Origin of the sequence: Phaeodactylibacter xiamenensis, assembly GCF_965229835.1 — a bacterium.
Taxonomy (GTDB): domain Bacteria; phylum Bacteroidota; class Bacteroidia; order Chitinophagales; family Saprospiraceae; genus Phaeodactylibacter; species Phaeodactylibacter xiamenensis.
Genome location: NZ_OZ245931.1, coordinates 2,407,266 through 2,430,331, shown reverse-complemented (window position 1 = coordinate 2,430,331; position 23,066 = coordinate 2,407,266). Strand labels below are relative to the sequence as shown.

Here is a 23,066-nt window from a genome sequence, read left to right as displayed (position 1 = left end):
GATCTGTTATGAAAGTATGAATACAACCGAACATCCAGTACTGCTTTTTGATGGGGTTTGTAATTTATGCAATGGCTCCGTTCAGTTTATCATTGAGCGGGACCCCGATGCCCGTTTCCGCTTTGCTTCCCTGCAATCGGAAGAAGGGCAGGCCGTGCTTAGCCGCTTTGAAAACCGCCCATCGGACCTGAGCTCGGTGGTGCTGATTCAGGATGATCAGTTGTATGCACGGTCTGAGGCAGCGCTTCGGGTCGCCAGACAGCTTGGGGGCGGGTGGTCTTTGCTCTATGCTTTCATCGTGGTGCCCCGCCCCATACGCGACGCCGTCTATGACTGGATTGCCCGCAACCGCTACCGCTGGTTCGGGAAAAAAGATGCCTGCATGATTCCATCGCCCGATCTTCAATCTCGTTTTCTTTAAGTAGTGGAAGTTCTTGAAGAGCATATCGTACCACCGGGTGTTTCCCCGGTCAGGCTGAGCGACTACCTGCATCAGGTTTTTGAAACCCTCCCCAGCCGGAAAGGAGGCAAGAAAGCCATTCAGCGAGGTGCTGTACTTGTGGATGGAGAACTGGCAACTACGGCTATTTGGGTGAAACCCAGTATGCACATTGTTTTGCTTGAATTGGACCTGACGCCTCCAAAAGCATTTCCTTTTTCGATCCCTGTACTCTACGAAGATGATTTTCTGGCAGTTGTGCACAAACCTCCCGGTCTACCGGTAAGTGGCAATCATTACCGTACGCTTGTGAATGCTTTGGTCGGACAACTACAGCGTTCTCCTGTTGCAGACGCCCTGCCCTGGGGCATGCCGGTGCACCGGCTGGACGTACCCACTTCGGGCCCGGTCGTAATTGCAAAGACCCGTTCCGCGCAAGTCAGATTAGGAAGAACATTTGAAGAGCGGGAGATTGAGAAAGTCTATCAGGCCATAGTTTGCGGCCGTACGCCCACAGAAGGGCGAATAGAAGAGTCCTTAGATGGTAAAGCGGCACTGACTACCTTCAAAAAACTGGAAGAATGCCGTTCTCTGAATTGTGAATGGCTGTCATGGCTGGAGCTGCACCTGCATACCGGGCGCACCCATCAGATACGGCGGCACCTGGCTCACCTGGGCACTCCTATTCTGGGCGATGAAGCCTACACACCTGAAGACAAGCCGCTATTGCGCAAAAAAGGCCTTTTCCTAAGTGCGGTGTCCATCGCTTTTAATCATCCCTGCACCGCGGGCCAGGTGAAGGTGGGGTCCCCGCCGCCTGAAAAGTTTAGAGCTATAATGGAGCGGTCAGAAAGGTATTTTTTGAATAAAAACAAATAAATTGATATATTTTGTTTATATTGCGGCATGGTACCCCACGATATACTTTGGAAAGGGCTAATTGAAGATTTGGCAGAGGATTTTCCTACCCTTTCAAAAATCAGAATTTAGCTTTAAATTTGAAGAACAAGTCCGAGGTATCACAAAATCTAGAAAAGCTATGGGTATCGAAGAAGCGATCATACAGGAACTCAAAGCCCAGGCCATGAGGGAAGGGCGCAATACGGGTATTCAGAAAGGTCTTAAAGAAGGCCTTAAAGAAGGTCTTGAAAAAGGTCTTGAAAAAGGAAAATGGCAAAAGACACGCCTGTTTGTTTTCCGGGCAGACCGCAAAGGGATGTCTATAGCAGATATTGCAGAGCTCGTCGACCTGCCCGAGGAAGAAGTGGAGGCACTCATTCAAGAGGTCAGGCTAAATCCTCCGGAAGAACACTAGCGCCTCAAGCCATAAATCCTTGACACCCCAAGTTTCGTTCTTTTCCGCCTACTCTTCGTTGAAGAACCGCTCGTTTAGCTCGGGCTAAAGTCGCGAACCTTCGCCTTGATTAGTCGAAAAATAACTTCAACTTAAGTATCAGAGATCTATGACTTGAGGCACTAGCCTGCAATTTAACAATGTTAAAGTCTAGATAGGGTCGCGTGGTCGCCCAGGTTTTTTCGTTTATCAATCAACTAAATATTAAAAATCATGAGACCACTTATCCTAACCGCTCTGCTGCTCACAGCCGCGACTTCACTTTCCGCTCAGCTTCGTCCAAAGATTAGTCTTTCTGCCGGGGGGAATGCTTCAAATACCCATTGGTTTAATCAATATCAATTTCTGGGTCAGACGATGCCTTCTAACGAAGCCAATTTAGCTATTGCCGGATTTCAGGCTGGTTTGTCTTTTGAATTGCCCGTTTCCTCAACCTTTGGAGTTTTAGTAGCGCCTACTTTTTCTCGAAGAGGCTTCCGCGGCAATGAGGACTTATATGGAGTAAATTCAAGCGTGCGTCTTGATTATTTTGACCTTCCCGCACTGATCCGGTTTTACCCGGTCAATAATTTCTATGTTGAAGCGGGAGCGGCGGTCAGTTTTATGTTGAAGGCGGAATCTGTGGTCGACGGCGAACCCATCGGCAATGAAGACGTAATGGGCAGACTGTATAATGACACAGATTTATCTGCGGTGTTAGGTCTTGGTTACGCCTTTAATGATAGACTTTCAGTCAACGTGAGACTTTTTCATGGATTGCTGACTACATTAGATACTGAGTTTGCTGACCCCAATGGAGAGCCATTATCACCTGAAGATCAGCCCAAACTCCTCAATCAATCCCTGCAGCTGAGCGTACAATATGCTATTCTAAATCCATAGCATCAGAGCACCGAAGCCCTCAGAAGCTGTTTGAATTTGGTTTCTGGAATTTATTATGAGGCATTTTTTTGCCAGTCAAGGCGCCAAAACCGGAGTCCGTACGGATGAGGATTTTGGTAACGCAGAGTGGCGAAAAAAAGACCATAAGAAAACCTGAGGATTAAATTCAAACAGCTTCTCAATCCTGACAGAAGTTAAAGGCCCGCTACAAATCCCGAAAGTAGCGGGCCTTTAAATTTCCCCCTTTTTCCCAAAAGCCCTATTTTCGCGCATTCATTTGGTGGCACGCTAAAAAACGAAAGATGAGCAAGCGCACAGAGATTCAAACGATACTGGAAGATTTTAAGCCCCGCGTAGGGCAGGAGCTTACCGTTATGGGCTGGGTACGGGCCTTCCGTTCCAACCGTTTTATTGCCCTGAATGACGGTACGAGCATGGGCACACTGCAAGTCGTTGTGGATTTTGAGCAGATCCCGGAGGACGTACTGAAGCAAATCTCTTTCCACGCCTGCATCAAGGCTACCGGCAAACTCGTGGAGTCACAGGGCGCAGGTCAGGACGTAGAACTGCTGGCAGACACGGTGGAAATCCTGGGTGCTGCCAATCCGGAGGAATATCCCATGCAGCCGAAGGCACAGTCCCTGGAGTTCTTGCGCGAAAAAGCGCACTTCCGCATGCGCACCAATACTTTCAGTGCGGTATTCCGCATCCGTCATGGTATTGCCTATGCCGTCCATAAGTATTACAATGATAATGGCTATTTCTACATGCACACCCCCATCATCACGGGGAGCGATGCAGAAGGCGCCGGCGAGATGTTCCGGGTGACCAACCTGGACATCAGCAATCCACCGCGGACGGAAGAAGGCGAAGTGGACTTCAAGGAAGACTTCTTCGAAAAGCCAACTAACCTTACGGTATCTGGTCAGCTGCAGGCCGAAATCGGTGCCCTGGCCCTGGGCAAAGTGTACACCTTCGGGCCCACTTTCCGTGCGGAAAACTCCAACACTTCCCGCCACCTGGCCGAGTTTTGGATGATTGAGCCGGAGGTTGCCTTCTACGATATTTTTGACAATATGGATTTGGCGGAGGACTTCTGCAAGTACCTCATCAACCATATCCTGGAAAACTACAGTGCAGAGCTTGAATTCCTGGATCAGCGCATTCAGAATCTGGAGAAAAATATGCCTAAAAATGAGCGCCGTGCTATGGGGCTCATCGAGACCCTGCGGTTTGTGGTGGACAACGACTTCGAGCGGATCACCTACACCGATGCGGTCAACATCCTACGCAATTCCAAGCCGTACAAGAAAGGGAAGTTCGAATACGATGTGGAGTGGGGCAAAGACCTGCAGGCAGAGCACGAACGCTACCTGGTAGAAAAGAAATTCCAAAAGCCAGTCATTGTGCGCGATTACCCGGCGTCTATCAAAGCTTTCTACATGCGCATGAACGATGAGCAGGAAGGTGTGCCGGGCAAAACCGTAGCCGCAATGGACGTCCTCTTCCCGGGCATCGGGGAGGTGATCGGCGGCTCACAGCGGGAAGAGCGGCTCGATGTGCTAAAGGCACGTATGGCTGATATGAACGTACACGAGGAAGAACTCTGGTGGTACCTCGAACTGCGCAAGTTCGGCGGTGCGCCTCACGCCGGCTTTGGGCTGGGCTTCGAGCGCATGGTACAGTTCATCACCGGCATGGGCAATATCCGTGACGTGATCGCTTTCCCGCGTACGCCGGGTAACGCGGAGTTTTAGAGGAAAATCAGAAAGAACCAAAATCGAAGGGCTGCAGCATCAAAGCTGTAGCCCTTCCTGTCGTTAAGCAGTCTCCGGACTACGCTTTAGAAAAATGGCGACAACCGCTGAGGTCACCACTCCCATGATAATAGCACCAATGCCGCCCTGCATCATATAAGACTGCAAGTTAAAGTACTCGGCGGCGGCTTCGGGTGAGTCATGATAGCCCACCTCTACTGAATAGGCAATGGCATTGGAGAAGTACTCCGGAGAGATCAGCGCATGGGTAATCCACTGCGTGACCGGGCTTAGTAACCCGACAATAATGCTAATGATCAACCCGGACATAAACCCCTGCTTCCAGGTCATCTGCCCGCCCAGCTTTTCCCGCTTTTCCCGAAGCGCCAACACATAAATGACGATGGCTACCAGCCCGAAAATGTTGGTCATGTAAGGGTGCTTCTCAATTTTGGGGCCATGCCACCCCATTGCTTTCTCAAAGACCATCCAGACCAGGGCTGCCGCACAAAAGATCAGCGCCCATTTGATTTCTGTTGCGTATTTTTTCATGACTTAGGTATTTTGTACCTCCTAAGATAGGGAATAATCTATATAAACTGGGTAGAGATTTCTTACCGCAAACACCCGATTACCCTCCGTGCCAGTGCATCAATCAGTTCCTCCGCCAAATCGTCGTCATCTGGTAGATCGCTGAAGTGGGTCTCCGTGATGTGCGAGGGGATAGCCCGGGTATCTCCGGAAATCTCAATTTCCTCATCTTGTGCTTCCACCTGATCCGAAAAAGAGCAGCCAGACATGGTACACTGCCCACTCTGATTGATGATGTTCACCGATACGGAAAGGCTCGCTCGCTTATGATGCGTGATGTAAGATACGGTGCCTGAAACCTCTTCATGTACAGGTACTTCGTAGGTGTTGCCGCTCGTGTCGCGCTCCGTGTTGTACCCTGTGACAACCTGCTCCGTATAGTGCTCCTGACTACTGTCCTCCCATTCGTCAACATCCACATCACTGAAGTTGATCCGGATGACGCAGTCCGCCTCCGCAGGATTTAGATTATAGCTCAGCTGATAAAAGTCCCCGGCAGGCCCTGCAAGGTTGTCCAGCGCCCGCTCAGTATCAAAACGGTAGAAAAAGGGCGGATCGAGTTCCACACGGGCCTGAAGCGTTCCACCCTTGCGTGCTGCTTTTAACAGGGAGTCGAGTGAGGCTTCCACCGAATTGCCGGCATATTCCTCCGCATGCCTGAAGTCAAAATAGGCTGCCTGAGCCGTGGACTTGCGGCCGGTAGTGTCAAACTCCAGCATCCTTTGCCGGCCACGGTCAAGGTAAGCCTGATAGATCAAGGGCCGGGTGCGTTGGTATTCGTTTTGCAGCCCGTCCAGCTCAAATTGCAGGGTGCTTTGCAGGTAGGGTAGGGCGGGGGAGAGCTGTTCTTGCAGGTCCACATTGCGGTCGAGTGCTTTGGCCCAATCGGCAGGATCATCGGAGGCGTAAAGTTGGTCGCGTGCGTCGTGCTCGCGTTGCAAAATTTGCTCAGCGGACCGCCGCATAAGTGTCCGGAGTTCGGGGTCGCCCTGACCATGCTCAAACCGGTCATGGGCTTTTTTGAAGGCTTTGTCGTACTCACCGGCTTCGAAAGCTTGTCTTGGGGACTGACAGGCGGCGAGAAATAGCAGCAGGTAAATGTATTTTTTCATACCAAGGGGTTTGGCATTGAAAATACAAACCGCAGAGCATAGCATGGTCCGCTCTTACCTACTTTAGCTTGGTTTTAACGGTTATCAGGGAGCTTTTATGAAGCGCTTAACTTTTTCGGCAGCACCTGCTCCAAAATCCACGCAATGCCCATCACCAGCGTGCACCCGATCAGGTTCAGCCACAGATAGGCGATGTTGATGATCTCCATGGAGTTGAGGGTGAAGATGATCAGTACGATGGCTTCCGCAATCAGCGCGCCGATGAAGACCGCCCGCCCGCCTACTTTTTTCATAAAGAAGGCCACCACAAAAATACCCAGAATGGCTCCGTAGAAGAGAGAGCCGATGATATTGACCGCCTGAATGAGGTTTTCAAACAGATTGGCAGTAGCCGCAAAAACCAGCGCAATGCCGCCCCAAACTGCCGTAAACGCTTTAGAGGCATTCAGGTAGTGCCGGTCACTTTTGTCTTTGGCAAAGCTGCGCCGGTAGAGGTCAACCACCGTAGTCGTAGCCAGGGCGTTCAGCTCAGAGGCCGTGGAGGACATAGCGGCTGAGAAGATAACGGCAAGCAGCAGGCCTACCAGCCCCACCGGGAGGTACTCCGTGACGAACGTGATAAATACATAATCCGTATCCTTGATCTTGGAAGCCGGGTCGGCCTGCAAAATGAGGTCTTTCGTTGCCTTGCGCAGTTCGCTGTCGGTTTCCCGCAAAGTAGACAGCCGCTGCTGAATCTCTGAAATGGCGGGCTCATCGTTTTGGTCAATGGCACCCATAAGTGCCCGCACCTCTTCTTGTTGGGTTAGGAAAAGGGTGTTGTGTTGCGCCTGCAGGTTAGCGAGGTCGTCCGCATATTCGGTATTTTCCAGCTTTTCCAGGTTGGCCGAGTTAAAGTGGATGGGCGGCTGCTGGAATTGAAAGAAGACAAACACCAGGATGCCTACAAAGAGTACCAGAAACTGCATGGGGACCTTCAGAATACCGTTGAACAACAGCCCCAGCCGGCTTTCATTCAGGGATTTGCCGCTGAGGTAGCGCTGCACCTGCGACTGATCCGTACCGAAGTAAGACAGGAACAGGAACACCCCGCCGATCATGCCTGACCAAAAGTTGTACCGGTTGGATAAATCAAATTCGAAGTCGACAACGTTGAGCTTGCCCATTTTGCCAGCCACGCCCACGGCATCGCTAAAACCGACGTCCGGAGGTAACTGGAAAATCAAAATCATCGCCGCGATAAACATGCCCGACAGGATGACGATCATTTGCTGTTTTTGGGTCACGCTCACGGCTTTGGTACCGCCCAGCATGGTGTAAAAAATGACCAGCGCTCCAATAAAAAGGACAGTCCACCGCAGGCTCCAGCCCAAAATGGTAGACAGGATGATGGCCGGCGCGTAGATGGTCAGCCCGGCTGCCAGCCCCCGTTGGATGAGAAAAAGAACGGCCGTGAGCGTCCGGGTACGCAGGTCAAAACGCCCTTCCAGGTACTCGTAGGCGGTATAAACCTTGAGCCGGTAATAAATCGGCAGCACAAAGACACACAAAATCACCATGGCCACCGGCAGCCCGAAGTAGAACTGCGCAAAGCGCATCCCGTCCTCATAGGCCTGCCCGGGCGTGGATAAAAAGGTGATCGCGCTGGCTTGCGTGGCCATGACCGAGAGCCCGATCGTCCACCACGGCAGGTCGCGATCGCCCAACAGATAGCTCTGTACGTTGTCAACCTTGCGGGTGTACCATACTCCGTAAGCCACGATACTTAGCAGCGTGCCCAGCATTATTATCCAGTCCAGTGTTTCCATGTGCGCTTTGGTTAGTCTTTTTAGTGAGGATGGGCAACAGGTCGTGCCCCGGTGGCAGGCAACTGCCTTAGGAATAAGCTTGTGTAAACCAGTAGAATAAGGTGATGATGATGGCGTGCAGGATGAGCACAAACAGGTACATCCGGTTCCAGGTCTTCAGGATAGGCGGTGGCCCGTCATCGGGCAAAGGCTGTTGGTCTTGTTGGTCGGGCATGGCCATATGGTTGATCTTTAGGTATTGAACGGCTAAAATAGAAGGATATGCCGGAATGGACAATTTTGATTCCGGATTGTTGCGTCGTGGTTTAGCATTCCAATACTGGAACTGTTTTGCCAATTTTTTAGTTTTATTGCCAAAATGAAGATTATGGAAGTCAAAATAGACAAGTTTGGGCGCATTCTGATCCCCAAAAAAGTCCGGGAGGAACTGGGGTTGAAGGCTGGGCAATATCTGGAAATAGGGCAGGTGAACGAGCAGGAGGGAATTTACCTTAAAAAGCAGCCGGCAGCAGCACCGCAATTAACACATTCTGCTGAAGGCTTCCCGTTTTTTTTATTTGAAGAAAGCATGGAACAAGAGGACGTCCCTGATGCTGCAAGCCTGATTAAGATCTCACGCGAGGAAAGAGACCAAAAAATAATGGGCTTATGATCAGGCATTATTTTGATACTTCTGTTTTACTTCCGGCATTGGTTTCGGCACACCCTCAGCATAAAGCAAGTCTTCAGTTGATGGACAATGCGCTAAGCAGTGGAGTAGGTGTTACCTCGGTTACACATACCTATGCCGAATTGTATTCCAACCTGACAAAGCTGCCCAAAGGCTTGGCGATTCCACCGGATTTGGCCTTCCAGTTGATCACAAAAGAGATCGGGGCTATTTTTGAAATTGTTGAATTGGCCAGGTCTGACTACGAAGCCGCCCTTCACCGCTGCGCCCAAAAGGGACTGGTCAGCGGAGTGATTTACGATGCGCTGCACCTGCAGGCGGCTTTGAAGGCAGAAGTGTCCGTGCTGTACACTAATAATTTTTCCGATTTCGAACACCTTCTCGAGTGTGTATAACAAATTGCACAGCTATGCCGCTGCGACAAGTTGCTGGATCGTACTCCACGCTCCACTTTTACGATAGCACCGCAAATCCGCGATGGCTTGCGCCCCATCAACCGTCCAGCGTTGGCCGGATAATTTGAGCCGCTGCTGCAAGACACTACGATGAGCGGCCTCTACTGGTCCAGAGCCGATGAGCAGCCCTTCATCCCTGTAGGTTTTGTACTGCATACGGTCTTCATGCTCTTCGTAATAAGATAGCAGTTTCGCCTTAGCTTCCCGGGCTTCGTGATTTCTCGCTCTGAGGCAGCTTACGTTATCCACTACCTCGTGCACTCTATTGGCTGAGAGTACTTCACACTGGCCAGCCACCCAGGCTTTGCGTTTTTCATCTACTCTAAACTGATGTTTTGCAAAGAGCACCAGTTTTTCTTTGGCGTGATAGAAGTCTAATATTTGACGAGCCCCAGGGAAGTTGTCCTCGGCCCAACGCCATATCCATGGGGCTCCATCTCCCAAAATGACCTTTTTTTGATAGGGTACTAGATGGCGCTCCAGTTTAGGGAAAAACTGGTCGACACTGCCAAAATGGGACACATAGACGGATTGGCGTATTTGTCTGCGCTTGGCCGACAGTTGTACCACATCTTGGTGTTGAAATATGCGGCCGAGCTTAATTTCTTTCCAGCTCTTTTCCTCTCGTGTAGGGAGCATCATGCCATCCATCATCACATAAGTAGGCGCTTGCTCATCAGTAATTTCTAAACTGGGTATGGCCCCTTCCGCATCCGCGCTGACCAATGGGCCTACTAAACTGCCATAGTGCATACAGACACGCTGTATTTGCATACCAGATAAGTCTAGCCTAAGCAGTTCTTCCAGTGTCTCGCTAGCCTGCTCGTAAACACTGCCCTGTCCTAGCAGGCAGCACAGCTCCCGCAGGCGCTCACTGAGGGCAAAGCGTTTTGTGCCTTGGCATAGCACGTGGTTTTTAGACAGCGTAAGCTGCCCAAAACTTGTCAAGACTTTTTTTTAGCGTTGCGGCTCTTTGGCAGTGGCCCATCTTGTTGGGTAGCTACCTTTTGGGCAAATTGGCGGGCTAAATCTAAAACGCTATTCTCATAAGCTGACGATGAGGTCGCGTTGGCTTGAGATTGCAGAAAGTCGAGTAGCTCGGCACGCATGCCACTTAGTATCTCGTCGGCAACTTGTTCTAGCTCGCTCGGGGTGGGGGTTGGCTTCTTCATACTTTAAAGATAGCTAACTTGTGCAATTTGTTATACACACCCTTCTCGATCCTGCCGATAAAATTGAACTGAAAGCTGTACCTTAGGAGCCGGCTAATTCCTATTTCTATGCAAATCCGATGGCTCCTCCTGGCCGTAATGTTAATGTTGGCTGTTGCCGCGATGGCGCAGACCACCTATACAATTGAAAACCTTCCCAACCCCAAGGACAACGGCAGTGGCTACGTCAGTGATCCCGATGGTATCCTCAACTCACAAGACCGAAGTACGCTCAATGCCCTTTGCAGTCAGCTGGAACAGAACAGCACCGCTCAGGTGGCCATTGTTATCGTCAATTCAATCGGGCAGGAAAACCCCAAGGATTTTGCCACCCGCCTGTTCAATCACTGGGGCATCGGGCAGGCAGATGTAGACAACGGGCTTCTCGTCTTTTCGGTAATGGACCAGCGGCGCACGGAGTTTGAGACGGGCTACGGGCTCGAAGGCGTACTGCCGGATGTGATCTGTTACCGCATCGGTATGCAGGAGTTGGTGCCTTATTTCCGGGAGGGTGACTATGGCGCAGGGCTCATTGCCGCCACACAGCGTATCAAGGAAACATTGGAAAACCCGGAGACGATTGAGGAAATTCGCTCCAGCGGGCAGCCCCGGCAAATGATTGACGGGGTGCCGGATGGCCTGGTATGGTATGCTGTGATTGACGCGCTGTTTGTCCTTTTTCTAATCATCTGGCTCATCTATACCAACTATTCCAAGCAGGAACTTTATGACCGCTTCATGATGGTGCGCAAGGTGCACAGTTGGATTTTCATCCTCTTGTTCCCGTTGCCCTATGCCTTGTTTTACCCACTCCTCAGCCGTCACCTGAAGAAGCTCCGCAATCAGCCCCGTTATGGCCGCAAAACCGGTGCCATTATGCACAAGCTGCACGAAGTTGAAGATGACCGCTATTTGGAATTGGGACAGGTGGTAGAGGAGCATCTGGGCTCGGTCGACTACGATGTCTGGATTACCGAGGACGAGGAGGATATTCTCATTTTGCCCTACAAAAAACGGTGGAGTAAATACAAAGCCTGCCCGAAGTGCCAGTTCAGGACCTATGCGCTATCCGATACCAATGTGCTGCGCAATGCGACCTACAGCCACTCTGGCAAGAAGGAAGTCATTCACACCTGCAAGAACTGCAACTACCGCAACCGGCGCATCGTGGTCATTCCTAAGAAAACCCGTTCCTCCGGTGGTGGAGGCTCCTTTGGCGGTGGTGGCGGTAGCTCCTTCGGTGGCGGCAGTTCCGGTGGCGGAGGGGCAGGTGTGAGTTGGTAATGCACACTTAACAATTCCACAACATCTTTTTACCGAAAGGCGTATTATATTAGTCCGAAAACTCAAAACCAAAATGCATGATCCGGGCTAAGTACCTTACCTGTTTTATCCTGCTGCTTTCGGCAGTATCCTTATTTTCTCAAACCCTGACGTTGTCGGTTACCAAAGACCGCCTGCAGTCTGAGGATCTCAAAGCCATTATGGTGAGCAATCAGTATGGGGTACTCCGCTACTTTACTTTCGCCGGGCAATTGCCTAAAGATTCGGCCCACACTTTTAAGGTCCGGCAGCGGATAGGGGAGGCCCTGGCGCTTACTCTGGTGGAGGAAGTGGAGGATCAGGGCTACTACAGTTTTGAGAATACCACTTATATCGGGCTCAGCGATGGCGCAGTGATTGGAAGGGCGATGGCACCGAAAAAAGCCCCGAATTACCGCAATTTCAATGTGCGTGTAGCAGATGTGGATGGAGTGGAAGAATTTCAGTTGTTTGGCCCGCTGTCCCGCCGGCCGGAGTACCGAGTAAGCCGTGGCGTGCTCAATATCAGTGCCAAACTGGAAGACAATGCCGGTATTTTTGCCGTTATGCGCCTGCCGGGCGAAAACTTCCTGCGCCACTTTACCAGCCCCATGACGGCTGACAATAACTTCGAACTGTCCCGGGAGGGCCTGGGCAAAACCGTCTACATGGGCAAAATTGCCATGCCTTACCAAACCGAATGGGAGGGTACGATAAAAGGGATGCTGGACGGGTATGAGTTCCACTTGTTCAATAGTGCCCAGAAGCAGATCGGAGCTACAGATACCATCCCCTTCTTTGTGCCAGGTGGGGTGCAATTTGACTCCCTCAGCCTGTTCCTGTCCGACATCAACAATAAAGGCATCGCACTCTATGGTACTTACAAGGAGGCACTGCCAGCCAGAATCGATACGTTCAGCTTCGAACCTTCCTTCCTCCGTTCGGAAAGCAAAAGCTTTACCTTTGCTGCGGGCAGCGACGAGGGGCAGCACTATGCCATTTCCTATTACTACAGCCTGGGGCAGGGGCGCCCTCTTGCAAGCTGGCACCTCTGGGGTGAAATGGAAGGCATGGACCAGGTAGACTTTATCCTGCCCGATATCCCGGAGGAGCTGTACGAGATCATCCCCGAACTGGCGGAAATCGCCTCGCCGATTGCCATTGATAAGAATAGTTTTTACTGTACGCAGTACTGTGATGATTATGACTTCAGTGCCCGCCCGGCTCTGCTGGAAAACCCTAAGTGGCGTATGCGGCATGGTATGGTGGCTCGCCGCAAATTAAAGGAGTTGGAGGAGTAAGGTTAAAATTTCACTCCTTTGTAAAGGGTCTGAAAGCCCAGGTATCCCTTATCTAATACAGGAATTTGATCGTCTCCATTTGCAAATTCGCTCAGCGTAGTGGGTATTGGAGTAGACAGTAACGTAGACATGATAATAGTTGAAAATTAGATACCGAATATAGACAAAAAAACAGTGCCTTGCCACCCTGTTGATTTGAAGAATGGGCAAATATCGACGGGGAAGTTCCTATCTGTAAAACTTAATCCAGCGCCACTGTGTTGTTGCAAAAGTCAGTTAAAATAAGCATTCGACTATGGCCGCAACTACTTCCCTGACGCCCAAAACCATTGCCGGCGATCCGCTTCAGGTGCAGATTTATACCCTGCGCAATGGCATGACTCTATTCCTTTCCGTCAATCCGGAAGAGCCACGTATTCACACCAATATCGTTGTACGTGCGGGCTCCAAGCAGGATCCGGCTGATGCTACGGGCCTGGCCCACTACATGGAGCACATGCTCTTCAAGGGAACAAGCCGCATCGGTGCCCTGGACTGGGCGCAGGAGTCGAAGTTTCTGGAGCAGATTTCAGACCTGTACGAACAGCACCGTGCTACCCGCGATCCGGAGGCACGCCGTGCGATCTATCAGGAAATCGACCGCTTGTCTAACGAAGCGGCAAAGCTTGTTGCCCCCAATGAGTATGATCTGCTGTCGGGTGCCATCGGTGCCAAGGATACCAATGCTTATACTTCCGTAGACCAAACGGTTTACATCAACAATATACCGTCCAATGAACTGCAGCGTTGGATGCGCCTGGAGTCGGAGCGCTTCCGTATGATGGCGCTGCGCCTGTTCCATACCGAACTGGAAACAGTGTACGAGGAGTTCAATATCGGGCAGGATCAGGATAACCGAAAGGTGAACAAGATGATCCGGGAAGCCTTGTTCCCTAACCACCCCTACGGTACGCAGACGACGATCGGTTCTGCCGAGCATCTGCGCAGCCCTTCCCAAAAGAAAATACAGGAATTTTTCCGCACCTACTATGTGCCGAATAATATGGCGCTTATCCTGTCCGGTGACTTTGAGCCGGAACAGGCCGTTGCGCTGGCGGAAGCCCACTTCGGTGTCTTCGAGCCCGGTGCTGTGCCCCCGTTTAGCTACGAGCCGGCCCCACCGATTAAGGAGCCGGTAAGGCTGGAGGCCTGGGGGCAGGAAGCTCCCTTTGTGGATATCGCCTGGCGCTTTCAGGGCGCTGCATCAGATGATCCCATGATGCTGTCGCTCATTCAGAACTTGCTGCATAACTATCAGGCGGGACTGCTCGACCTCAACCTCAATCAGCAGCAGCGCGTCCTCGATGGGAGTGCCTGGTCCTGGCAGTTTCAGGACTACACTGCGCTAGGACTGGTAGCCCGCCCCCGGGAAGGGCAAACCATGGAAGAAGTGGAAGCCTTGCTCATAGGGGAGGTGCAACGCCTCCGGGAGGGCGACTTTGCGGACTGGATGCTGGAAGCGGCCATCAAAGATATCCGGCTGAGGGAGGTCAAGCTTACCGAGAGCAACCGCGGCCGCGTAGACCTCATCACGCAAGCCTTTGTCTTGGGCGTTGACTGGGGGCGGATGGTCAGCCGGTTCGACTGGTGGGAGAAGGTGACCAAAGCGGATGTGATGGAATTTGCGCAAACCAATCTGGGCGACAACCGGGTGGTGGTCTACAAGCAGCAGGGCGATGACCCCAACGTCATCAAGGTGGAAAAGCCGCCCATCAATGCCGTGCAGCTGGAACGCAACCGCCTGTCGGAATACGCACAGGACTTCCTTTCGGTAGAAACGCCGCCAATGCCACCGGTATTTGCGGATTTTGAAAAAGGCATTCAGCAGGTCGACCTGCAACCGGGGCTTCGCCTGGAATATGTCCACAATTACCGCAATGAGCTGTTCCGCCTGGACTACGTCTTTGAGCTTAACAAGCTTTCTGATCGCACCCTGTCAATGGCGATCGCCTACCTGCCTTACCTTGGCACTTCCCGATACAGTGCAGCCGAATTGCAGCGGCAGTTCTTCCGTCTGGGCTTATCCTTCGATGTGCACGTCAATAACGACTACACTTATCTGACGATCAGCGGGCTGAGCGAGTCAATGTCTGAGGGCATCCGTCTCATGGAGCATGTGATGGCCAACCTGCAGCCCGATGAGCAGGCCCTGGCAAACATGAAAGCTGATGTGATTAAGCGGCGCGAGCATGCCAAACAGAATCGCAATTTTGTCCTGCGCCGGGCGCTGGGCAGCTATGCCCGTTATGGTGCCGACTCGCCCTTCCGCTACCGTCTCGAGGAGGCGGAGGTTCGTTCACTAACTTCGGAGGAACTGATTCAGCGGCTCAAAAGCCTAAGCAATTACGAGCATACCGTGCATTATTATGGTCCAAACCCGGTGAAGGAAGTTGCTGCCGCCATTCAACAGTACCACAAGCGGGCGGAGCAGTTGAAGCCGGTACCGGAGAGCAGGTCCTTTGAACAGCCCCATACGTCAGAAAACGAAGTGCTTTTCCTCGATTTTCCAATTGTACAGGCCGATGTGATGCTGATTTCCCGGGGCACGCCTCACTTTAGCCTCGATGAATTTCAGCTCAGCGAGTGGTACAATGAGTACTTCGGCTACGGCCTGTCGAGTATCGTCTTTCAGGAAATCCGGGAGTCGCGGGCGCTGGCCTACTCCTCTTTTGCCTACTACAGTTCGCCCGACCGCCTGGACCAACCGCATTATTTGCAGGCCTATCTGGGCACGCAGCCCGACAAGCTACAGGAAGGCATTCCCGCCCTGACCGGCATCTTACAGGATATGCCCGTGCTGGAAGGGCAGGCGATGCAGGCCCGGCATTCCATCCTGCGCCGTATCGAAAGCGAGCGCATTGTGCCCGGCCGCTACTTCTGGGAGTCACTGACCGCCCGCCGGCTGGGCTTCGAAAAGGATATGCGGGAAGATTTGTACCAACGGCTACAACGCAGTGAACTGCCTGACCTGCTCCGTTTCCATCAGGAGCATGTCCGCGACCGTGCCTACAAGCATGTGGTATTGGGAAGTGCAGACCGCATGGATTGGGCGGCACTGGAACAGGTGGGGCCCGTTCGTAAGTTGAGCATGGAGGAGGTATTTGGGTATTGATCTTTAAGTTTTTCCTGTTTGGGCCTACCCAAACAAATACTCAATATCTCCTTTCGAGAACTTCGCCTTCTCCACATCCCCGATGATGTCTTCCGCCAGTTTGGACTTTTTCTCCTGAAGGCGGAGGATTTTCTCCTCGATGGTGTCTTTGGTAATGAATTTGATGGCAATCACATGCTTGTCCTGCCCGATCCGGTGCGCCCGGGCGATGGCCTGTTGCTCCGTCGTTGGGTTCCACCAGGGGTCAAGGATGAAGACATAGTCTGCGGCGGTGAGGTTAAGCCCGGTACCCCCGCTCTTGATGGAAATGAGGAACGGCTGCACCTCTGGTTTTTCCATGAAGGACTGAATGGCCCGCTCCCGCTCTTTGCTGCTTTGACTGCCGGTAAGCCAGGCGTAAGGCTGTTGGTGCCCTTCAAATTCCTGCCGGTAAAGTTCCAGGTGTTGCACGAAGGAGCTGAAGATGAGTACTTTGTGCCCGCCCTTTTGAATGGTCTCCCAATGCTCCAGCACGTCCTCAAACTTCCCGCTGCCTTTGGCGTAAGCCTCTACCGCCATTTTGGGATGGTTGGCAATTTGCCGCATCTTGGTCAGCGATTGCAGTACTTTAAAGCGGAACCGCGGATTGTCGGCATCGTAGTTTTCCAGCAAGTAGTTGCGGGCCGCTGATTTTTCGCGTTCGTACAGGCGCTTTTGTTCGGCCGTCATCTCGCAGTAGAACACCTGTGTGCTCAGCGGTGGCAGGTCTTTAGCCACTTCCTCCTTGGTCCGCCGCAGCAGGTAAGGCTGCACCAGTCGCCGGAGCTGATTTTTCTTATCCTCATCCTGAAGGCGCTCAATCGGGCGGATGAACTCCTTTTTGAAAAAGTTGAAACTGCCCAGCAGGTTGGGATTGATGAACTGCATCTGCGCCCAGAGGTCTGACAGCGAATTCTCAATCGGTGTGCCGCTGAGCGAGAGCTTGTGCAGGCCTTCCAGCTGATTGATGGCTTTGAAGACCTTGCTGTCCTTGTTTTTGATGTACTGGCTTTCATCCAGCACGATGTACTCAAATTCCATCTGCTTCAGCACCTCCACATCGCGCAGGGCCGTTTGGTAGGTGGTGAGGATAACATCGAAGCGCGACAGCAGGCGAATGTCTTTGTAGCGCTTTTGCCCGGTATGCCGGTACACCTGCAGGGTAGGGGCGAACTTCTTAATCTCCGCCTCCCAGTTGAACACCAGCGATGCCGGCAAGATGACCAGGGACTGCAACGGCTTAAGCGTATCGTGGTCGTCGGGGGCTGCGAAAAGGCCAAGCTGAGCGCCGGTATCCGTGTTGCCTTGTGTTTTGGCTTCCTGTTGGCGCTGTGCCCGCTGCGACTTGGCATGGAGGAGTACCGTGATAGTCTGCAGGGTTTTGCCGAGCCCCATGTCGTCGGCCAGACAGCCACCGAGCTGACTTTCGTAAAGGCCTACCAGCCATCTTGCCCCTTCCAGCTGATAAGGGCGGAGTGATGCTTTAAGCTGATTGCTGGGTATGAAACCCACGGCCAGTTGGCGTTCCTCGGCTACCTCATCGCCGGCGCTGATGCCAATTTCCTGCAAGAGGGTGAAGTGGCTTTTGGCCAGGCGCATCTGGTCTTTGTCCTTTTTCCCAAATTGGAACAGCCCCTTGTAGCGGGCCATCCACTCCTGCGGGATGAGAAAGAACTGCCCATCGGGCAAAGGGAAAAGCCGTATCCCGTCGCGTATGTACTTGGCCAGTTTCATAAAGGGGAAGGTATGCGCCCCAACCGTTACCTGACCTTTGAGGTCGAACCAGTCATTATCCTGATCGGCTATCAGCTCCACCTTGGGTGGGTGCAGGTAAAGTGCCTTGCCCTCCGCTGATGGTAGTTTTAGCGTAAAGCCTTCAGCCTCCAGTGCAGCACGGTTATCGCTGATCCATTCCAGCAGGGCGTAGCGGTCTTCGCTGGCATCTGTAAGTACAAAATGCTGATGCGCGTTGACCTCCAGCCCCTGGTTTTTCAGCTTCTCCACAAAAGCAGCCTCTACTTCCCGTTGACGGAGTGCCTGCAGGATGCGCACCTCGTCCCCCTCATCGAATTCAAGGCTTGTACGTTTGTCCTTCGGGTCGCTCCAGGTGAACGTGCTGCCTGGATAAGCCATTTGTACCGAAAGCACCCATTGCCCAGAGAAGAGGTCCTGTACAGGCTCAAGGATGCAGGCTTGCAGCTCCTCGTGCTGCTGTACCTCGAAGCCTTCTGCCTCGATTTCCGATTTAGCCGCCACTTTCAGGATGAACTTCTGGAAATAGGTCTTAACGGCTTTGCGGGGGATATGCACCTCTTCCTTTTTCTGAAAAGGCAGCACCATATTGCCGTTGATAGCAGGGGCACGGTACAGTTTGTAGTCCACAAAGAGCCAGGCCGGGTGGTTGGTAATCGGCACCACATCGCGGGAGCCAATCGCCCAGGCCCCGTCACGGTCAGCCAGTTGCAGGCGGTAGTGGACACCCGCTTCTTCCCGTTTGAAAAACAGCTGAGGCTCCAGGGGCTCCAGCCCGGTTTCAATGACAAAATCTTTGGCCAGCACGGTGCGCTCTACCTGCCAGGTCACAGGGAGCCCTTCAGCATTGGCACGCTCCAGGAGTTCCGCCAGGCGGGTGTGTACGTATTTGTAAATGGGCCCTGCCAGGTCGCGGTCCGCCAGGAGTGTTTCCAGCGTCGGTTTGCTCCGTTTGTTGGGCCGGAATTTTTCCGCCAACAGTTTGGGCTGCAGTTGCTCGATGAGGTCAAAGAGGCGGTCGCGGGTAGGCGTCAGCTCCAGCTCAAAGCTCCCGATGGTCTCCTTGAGCGCCTTCTGCTTGATGTGCGCCAGGTAGCCTTCCTGATCTTCACTAACGATGTAGGCGGTAGGGAGGTAGAGCTTCTCCGCAAAGTGGTAAATATCGTACACCACATGGTGCGTGGCGCGTTGTGTATCGGTTTTGAATAACTGCATGTTTGCGACTCCTGTACAGAAGGCGGGTACTTGTCAACGCTGCGCCTTCCCTTTACTTTGATTTTATCTGAACTGACAAATGTAGGGAAAAAAATGCGGGTATTGGGCAAGGAGCTGCCGTTTGGGGGACCAAACTTAACATTCATTTAATCCGCCTTTCTCCAGAACACCGGGAAAGATTCCGATATTGACATTGTGCTTATCCAGCGCCCTGAACTATGCTTTCTTTACCTATTAAATCCAAATATCGATGAATGTTTTAAATCCCCCGCGCTTGCTCAATTGGCTTGCCATGCTGCTCCTGACCACCGCTTCGCCCCTTTCCGCACAGCTTTTGCTGCAAGAAGGGTTTGAGGTGGAAACTTGTGTGCCTGTTACGTTGCCCTGCACTAACGGGCAGCTGATCGATGGAAACAATTGCATGCCAGGATGGAGCCCTTGGTTTGGGCGCCCAGCTATTGCGGCTAATGCCTCCCCTCCACAGGGGATAAATGCAGCATTGCTCGATTGCTATGTTGCAGAATCGAATAATATTCCCGCTATCTTCTCAGAGGGATTAATTGCAGCACTTGATGTACCTGCAAATGCGGGGGATGAAGTCCGTTTGAAGTTTAGCATTAATCCCTCAAATAATTATTTGTTCGCAAATCCTACTATTGAATTTTTTCTATCCTCCGGAGTACAAACGATTCCTATCGCAAACCCGGTTTGTCTGCAAGCACCTCCATTGGTGGCAGGTGCACAGCAGATAGCTTCAATACCTGGAAATACTTTGAACCCTGGCTGGCAGACGATAGAAGTTCCTTGTGTGACTGTCAATAATGCCTATGATCAATTGTTAGTGAGAATAAACATTGGAGTATCATCAAATGATGATTCGAATGCGGCCTGCGTAATAGACGACATCCAACTCCAAAAAGAGCCCACCTTCACTGAGCCCACCGCTACCATCACCAATGTAACCGGCGACCTGTGCAGCGGCGATGCCCTGTCGGTGACTTACGAGATATGTTCAGACGAAGACGTAATCCTGAATTTCGCCCCTTTTGCCAGCCCTGCCAGCATATCGGTGATACCGCCCAGCCAAAGTGCCAGTGTCAGTTCTGGAATGTGTAAGACCTTCACTTTTACCTATAATGAAACAACAGAACTGCCTTTAGGGGCGCCTATTACGCTGGGGCTGAACTATACAGTAAGCTATGACGGTTCCGTTTGCGACCATACCTCTACGGGGACGCTCAGCCAGTCTTTGGAAAAGTACTGCTTTGCCGAGGAGGCATGCTTGCCGGATGGCCAGCCATTTTATGCCCTTTCCGGAGGCAATTTCAGTGCACTATTGAGTGAAGGGCTGCTGCCGCCTGTGCAAGCGGCTACCACTCCGCAGTTTTTGTACTTTGAAGGGGATGCGGTGGTGGATTTTGCCAGTTATACTTTTGCGCAAGGCTCCATATTGTATTTTGACGAAGGTGTGGAACTTACCGTACCTAATGGGAACAGTCTGGAGGGCCTCAAATCAGAGTTCAATGGGTGTGAGCGTATGTGGAAGGGGATTACTGTGGAGGGAGGAGGTTCTTTATCCATAGAATCCAGTACGGTATCGGGTGCCCAATACGCCGTGCAAGCCTTGCATAATTCTACCTTGCTCATTGCGAACAACGTCTTTCAGGACAATTACATCGGGATTTACAAGCCTAATACCATGACAGCCTCGCCCGAGCAGGTCAATCAACCACTTCCGATTGCAGGGAATACCTTCGAGGGTACTGCGGCTGGCTTATTGCCGCCCTATCCCGGACAGGCACCTGCACCGGGCACAAGTGGGCTGGCAGGTATCGTAGCATCCAATTGCAACCTGCTGGAAGTGGGGATAGGGAGTACACCCAATAGTAACTTTTTCCGGGAGGTGCGCAATGGTCTGATCACCTTCAATACCGGCTTAAGGCTTAGAGGGGCTAATATCTCAGACCTGTCCGGTAGCTTTAACCCCACTACTATTGCGTTCCCTTCTGCCTTTGCCAACTTCCACAACTTAAGGGGGCATGGTGTCTTTTCGGGGCTTAACGACAACAGCGCTGCTCTGGTTTTTATTGGCTACAGCCACTTTGAGGGACTGACGCGCTGTACCCATATCGAGAACCAATCGGGTATTGCAACTGTAAATTTTGCTTTGAATTCTTCCATAGATACAAAGGATGGGCTGATAGTAGCCAACCACAGTGGGTCTACAGTTTTGAAGGAAGTATTCGATAATAACCTGGAATTTGAGCAGTATGGGATTGCCGGGCTGAACAGCACAGGGGCTATCCCTTTCTTCGTTGTGCGCAGTAATACCCTGGCTCAACTGAACAATAACAACTACCCTTTCACAGCTGGTGTGCTTTTTTCCAATACCATTAGCCCTTCGAGCTCTGGTGCCGTAAAGGATAACGTTATAGGTATGACGGACGATAACGGGCATGGCGTGTCCCTGACTTTTGTAGACAGGGTGGAAGTGGAGCGCAACCTGGTCGCCCATACCGGTAGCTCCACGCTGATTAAGCAAGAAGGTGCCGGGATCCATCTTAGCGAAAGCGGGGATCACAACAATATCCGGGAAAACACTGTCACTTTCAATATGCAAGCTGAGCGCCACAATACCCGGGGCATTGAAGTGCTGAACACTGCCTACACATACCTCTGCTGCAATACGACCGACGGGCACCGCACCGGGCTGCGCTTCAAAGGGGCCTGCCCTGACACCCGCTACCGGCAGAATGATTTCTTCGACCACGATACCGGGTTGCGCTGTGAGTCTGATGCCGTGACAAGCCTGCAAGTCCACCCTGGCAATGAATGGCTGGGGAGTTACGGCACTCAGAAGGCACTTCATTTGGGAGCATTATCTGAAGTCCTTAATTCATTATACTTAGTTGATTTCAGTACAAACCCTCCAATGACACCTAAAAACCCTCTACCTGATGTAAGCACTCCAAATACGACTCAACCATGGATAGTACCCGACGATGGCTTCGAAGCAGGAAACTGCGAAGCCGACCAGGTTTGTGGGGAAACCCGCAACCCCAAACTTTCCCGCTACGATAGCACGGCTGTAGAAGGGGGATACCTGGAGGCCGGGGAATATGGCCCCACCCGGGACTGGAGGGGCAGGCGGTCGGTTTACCAAAAACTGCAAGCTCATCCGGAACTGCTGAATGACAATGCACTAATGACCGCTTTTTGGGAAGAGGCAGCCAACACCCCCGTTGCGACGGTAGGGGAAATGGAAAGCGGCACTCAGCGTTTGTTTGCACTGGATAGCCAGGCAGAAGCCCAGCTTGCTGAAAGCGATGTGCAATTGGAAGAGTACCTGCTTAGCCTAGCTCAAATAGACAGTATTTTGAATACCGAGCTTTCTCCGATAGATTCAATAGCCTATCAAGCGGAGCGGGCCGAGCTTCGGGAGATGCTGGAAGGGGCTTTAGCGCAGCGCTCCGGGTGGGTCGCAGATTGGTATAGTAGTGTGCCGGCCGAAGCTTCTGGCCTGCTCAACGCCGGTGGAGCAATAGCTACAGAGTTACAGGCTGCTGCTAACGAATGGGCTGTATTCCAGATACTGCTGGAAATGACAGCCACGACATCCCCTGCGTTTTCCGGTGAGCAATGGCAAACCCTCCTGCAAATTGCTCAGCAGTGCCCAGACGAAGGCGGCAAAGGCGTGCAGCACGCCCGTACAGTGTTGGCAGCCTATGAGTCCATGGCGTACGATGATGAAGCACTTTGCAATCCCGAGCAGCCCTTCCAGGCACCAAGCTCTGGTAGCACCACTGCCAGCGAATTGCGCGCCTATCCCAATCCGGTACAAAACAGCGTGACCCTACAGTGGCAGGATGCTGCTCAGGAGCTGAGCCTGTACAGAGCGGACGGGCAGCGCGTAGCCCAATTCAATCTGCAAGCCACTGATCGCTTCCTGGAGGCGGATTTGAGCACTTACCCAAAAGGGCTGTACATTGCTGTGGTTCATTTGATAGACGGCAGCACTCAAAGCGTAAAAGTCATTAAATAATTCTTC

The 23,066-nt window shown here is 52.1% G+C and carries 18 protein-coding genes; 11 read left to right on the top strand and 7 right to left on the bottom strand.

Annotation, left to right across the window (positions count from 1 at the left end):
• Positions 1-16: 16 nt before the first annotated feature.
• The 5 genes from ACO08I_RS08980 (at position 17) to asnS (ending at position 4,432) form a co-directional block, all read left to right on the top strand.
• Positions 17-421, top strand: coding sequence for a thiol-disulfide oxidoreductase DCC family protein (locus ACO08I_RS08980; protein ID WP_282780233.1), 405 nt, complete (start codon positions 17-19; stop codon positions 419-421).
• Between the two features lie 3 nt (positions 422-424).
• Positions 425-1,318 carry an RluA family pseudouridine synthase gene (locus ACO08I_RS08975; protein WP_421949109.1) on the top strand — a complete coding sequence of 298 codons (894 nt, stop codon included), beginning with the start codon at positions 425-427 and terminating at the stop codon, positions 1,316-1,318.
• Positions 1,319-1,478: 160 nt separating this feature from the next.
• A complete protein-coding gene (locus tag ACO08I_RS08970; RefSeq protein ID WP_282780237.1) occupies positions 1,479-1,754 on the top strand; it encodes a hypothetical protein in 276 nt (91 codons plus the stop codon).
• 252 nt (positions 1,755-2,006) lie between these two features.
• Positions 2,007-2,675, top strand: a complete 669-nt coding sequence (locus ACO08I_RS08965; protein WP_421949108.1) for a porin family protein — start codon at positions 2,007-2,009, stop codon at positions 2,673-2,675.
• A 302-nt stretch (positions 2,676-2,977) separates the two neighbouring features.
• Entirely contained in the window at positions 2,978-4,432 is a 1,455-nt protein-coding gene (gene asnS, locus ACO08I_RS08960; RefSeq protein WP_421949107.1) for an asparagine--tRNA ligase, read from the top strand.
• A 63-nt stretch (positions 4,433-4,495) separates the two neighbouring features.
• Here the strand turns inward: asnS and ACO08I_RS08955 are convergent, their stop codons facing one another.
• The 4 genes from ACO08I_RS08955 to ACO08I_RS08940 form a co-directional block, all read right to left on the bottom strand.
• Positions 4,496-4,984: a DUF4199 domain-containing protein gene (locus ACO08I_RS08955; RefSeq protein WP_282782203.1), complete on the bottom strand. Its 489-nt coding sequence runs from the start codon at positions 4,982-4,984 to the stop codon at positions 4,496-4,498.
• A 62-nt stretch (positions 4,985-5,046) separates the two neighbouring features.
• Positions 5,047-6,135 (bottom strand): hypothetical protein, encoded by a 1,089-nt coding sequence (locus tag ACO08I_RS08950; protein WP_421949106.1) that lies wholly within the window; start codon positions 6,133-6,135, stop codon positions 5,047-5,049.
• Between the two features lie 95 nt (positions 6,136-6,230).
• Complete coding sequence (locus tag ACO08I_RS08945; protein ID WP_421949105.1) at positions 6,231-7,943, bottom strand: sodium:solute symporter; 1,713 nt, start codon at positions 7,941-7,943, stop codon at positions 6,231-6,233.
• A gap of 67 nt (positions 7,944-8,010) precedes the next feature.
• Complete coding sequence (locus ACO08I_RS08940; protein WP_421949104.1) at positions 8,011-8,280, bottom strand: hypothetical protein; 270 nt, start codon at positions 8,278-8,280, stop codon at positions 8,011-8,013.
• A 30-nt stretch (positions 8,281-8,310) separates the two neighbouring features.
• Between ACO08I_RS08940 and ACO08I_RS08935 the strand changes: the two genes are divergently transcribed.
• Complete coding sequence (locus ACO08I_RS08935; protein WP_421949103.1) at positions 8,311-8,595, top strand: AbrB/MazE/SpoVT family DNA-binding domain-containing protein; 285 nt, start codon at positions 8,311-8,313, stop codon at positions 8,593-8,595.
• Positions 8,592-9,008 carry a type II toxin-antitoxin system VapC family toxin gene (locus tag ACO08I_RS08930; protein WP_421949102.1) on the top strand — a complete coding sequence of 139 codons (417 nt, stop codon included), beginning with the start codon at positions 8,592-8,594 and terminating at the stop codon, positions 9,006-9,008. Before ACO08I_RS08935 ends, ACO08I_RS08930 begins: the two co-directional genes overlap by 4 nt.
• A gap of 12 nt (positions 9,009-9,020) precedes the next feature.
• Here the strand turns inward: ACO08I_RS08930 and ACO08I_RS08925 are convergent, their stop codons facing one another.
• Both ACO08I_RS08925 and ACO08I_RS08920 read right to left on the bottom strand, forming a co-directional pair.
• Complete coding sequence (locus tag ACO08I_RS08925; protein ID WP_081969018.1) at positions 9,021-10,016, bottom strand: UPF0236 family transposase-like protein; 996 nt, start codon at positions 10,014-10,016, stop codon at positions 9,021-9,023.
• Positions 10,013-10,240 (bottom strand): hypothetical protein, encoded by a 228-nt coding sequence (locus ACO08I_RS08920; RefSeq protein ID WP_044220747.1) that lies wholly within the window; start codon positions 10,238-10,240, stop codon positions 10,013-10,015. The genes ACO08I_RS08925 and ACO08I_RS08920 overlap by 4 nt, the downstream gene beginning before the upstream one ends.
• 108 nt (positions 10,241-10,348) lie before the next feature.
• Between ACO08I_RS08920 and ACO08I_RS08915 the strand changes: the two genes are divergently transcribed.
• From ACO08I_RS08915 to ACO08I_RS08905, 3 genes are all read left to right on the top strand, one after another.
• Positions 10,349-11,563 (top strand): TPM domain-containing protein, encoded by a 1,215-nt coding sequence (locus tag ACO08I_RS08915; protein ID WP_421949101.1) that lies wholly within the window; start codon positions 10,349-10,351, stop codon positions 11,561-11,563.
• A 77-nt stretch (positions 11,564-11,640) separates the two neighbouring features.
• Positions 11,641-12,882 (top strand): hypothetical protein, encoded by a 1,242-nt coding sequence (locus ACO08I_RS08910; protein WP_421949100.1) that lies wholly within the window; start codon positions 11,641-11,643, stop codon positions 12,880-12,882.
• Between the two features lie 295 nt (positions 12,883-13,177).
• A complete protein-coding gene (locus ACO08I_RS08905) occupies positions 13,178-16,033 on the top strand; it encodes a M16 family metallopeptidase (protein ID WP_421949099.1) in 2,856 nt (951 codons plus the stop codon).
• A gap of 24 nt (positions 16,034-16,057) precedes the next feature.
• Here the strand turns inward: ACO08I_RS08905 and ACO08I_RS08900 are convergent, their stop codons facing one another.
• Positions 16,058-19,018: a DEAD/DEAH box helicase gene (locus tag ACO08I_RS08900; RefSeq protein ID WP_421949098.1), complete on the bottom strand. Its 2,961-nt coding sequence runs from the start codon at positions 19,016-19,018 to the stop codon at positions 16,058-16,060.
• Positions 19,019-19,292: 274 nt separating this feature from the next.
• On the opposite strand from ACO08I_RS08900, the gene ACO08I_RS08895 reads away from it, so the two are divergent.
• Positions 19,293-23,060 (top strand): T9SS type A sorting domain-containing protein, encoded by a 3,768-nt coding sequence (locus tag ACO08I_RS08895; protein ID WP_421949097.1) that lies wholly within the window; start codon positions 19,293-19,295, stop codon positions 23,058-23,060.
• The last annotated feature ends 6 nt before the right edge of the window (positions 23,061-23,066 follow it).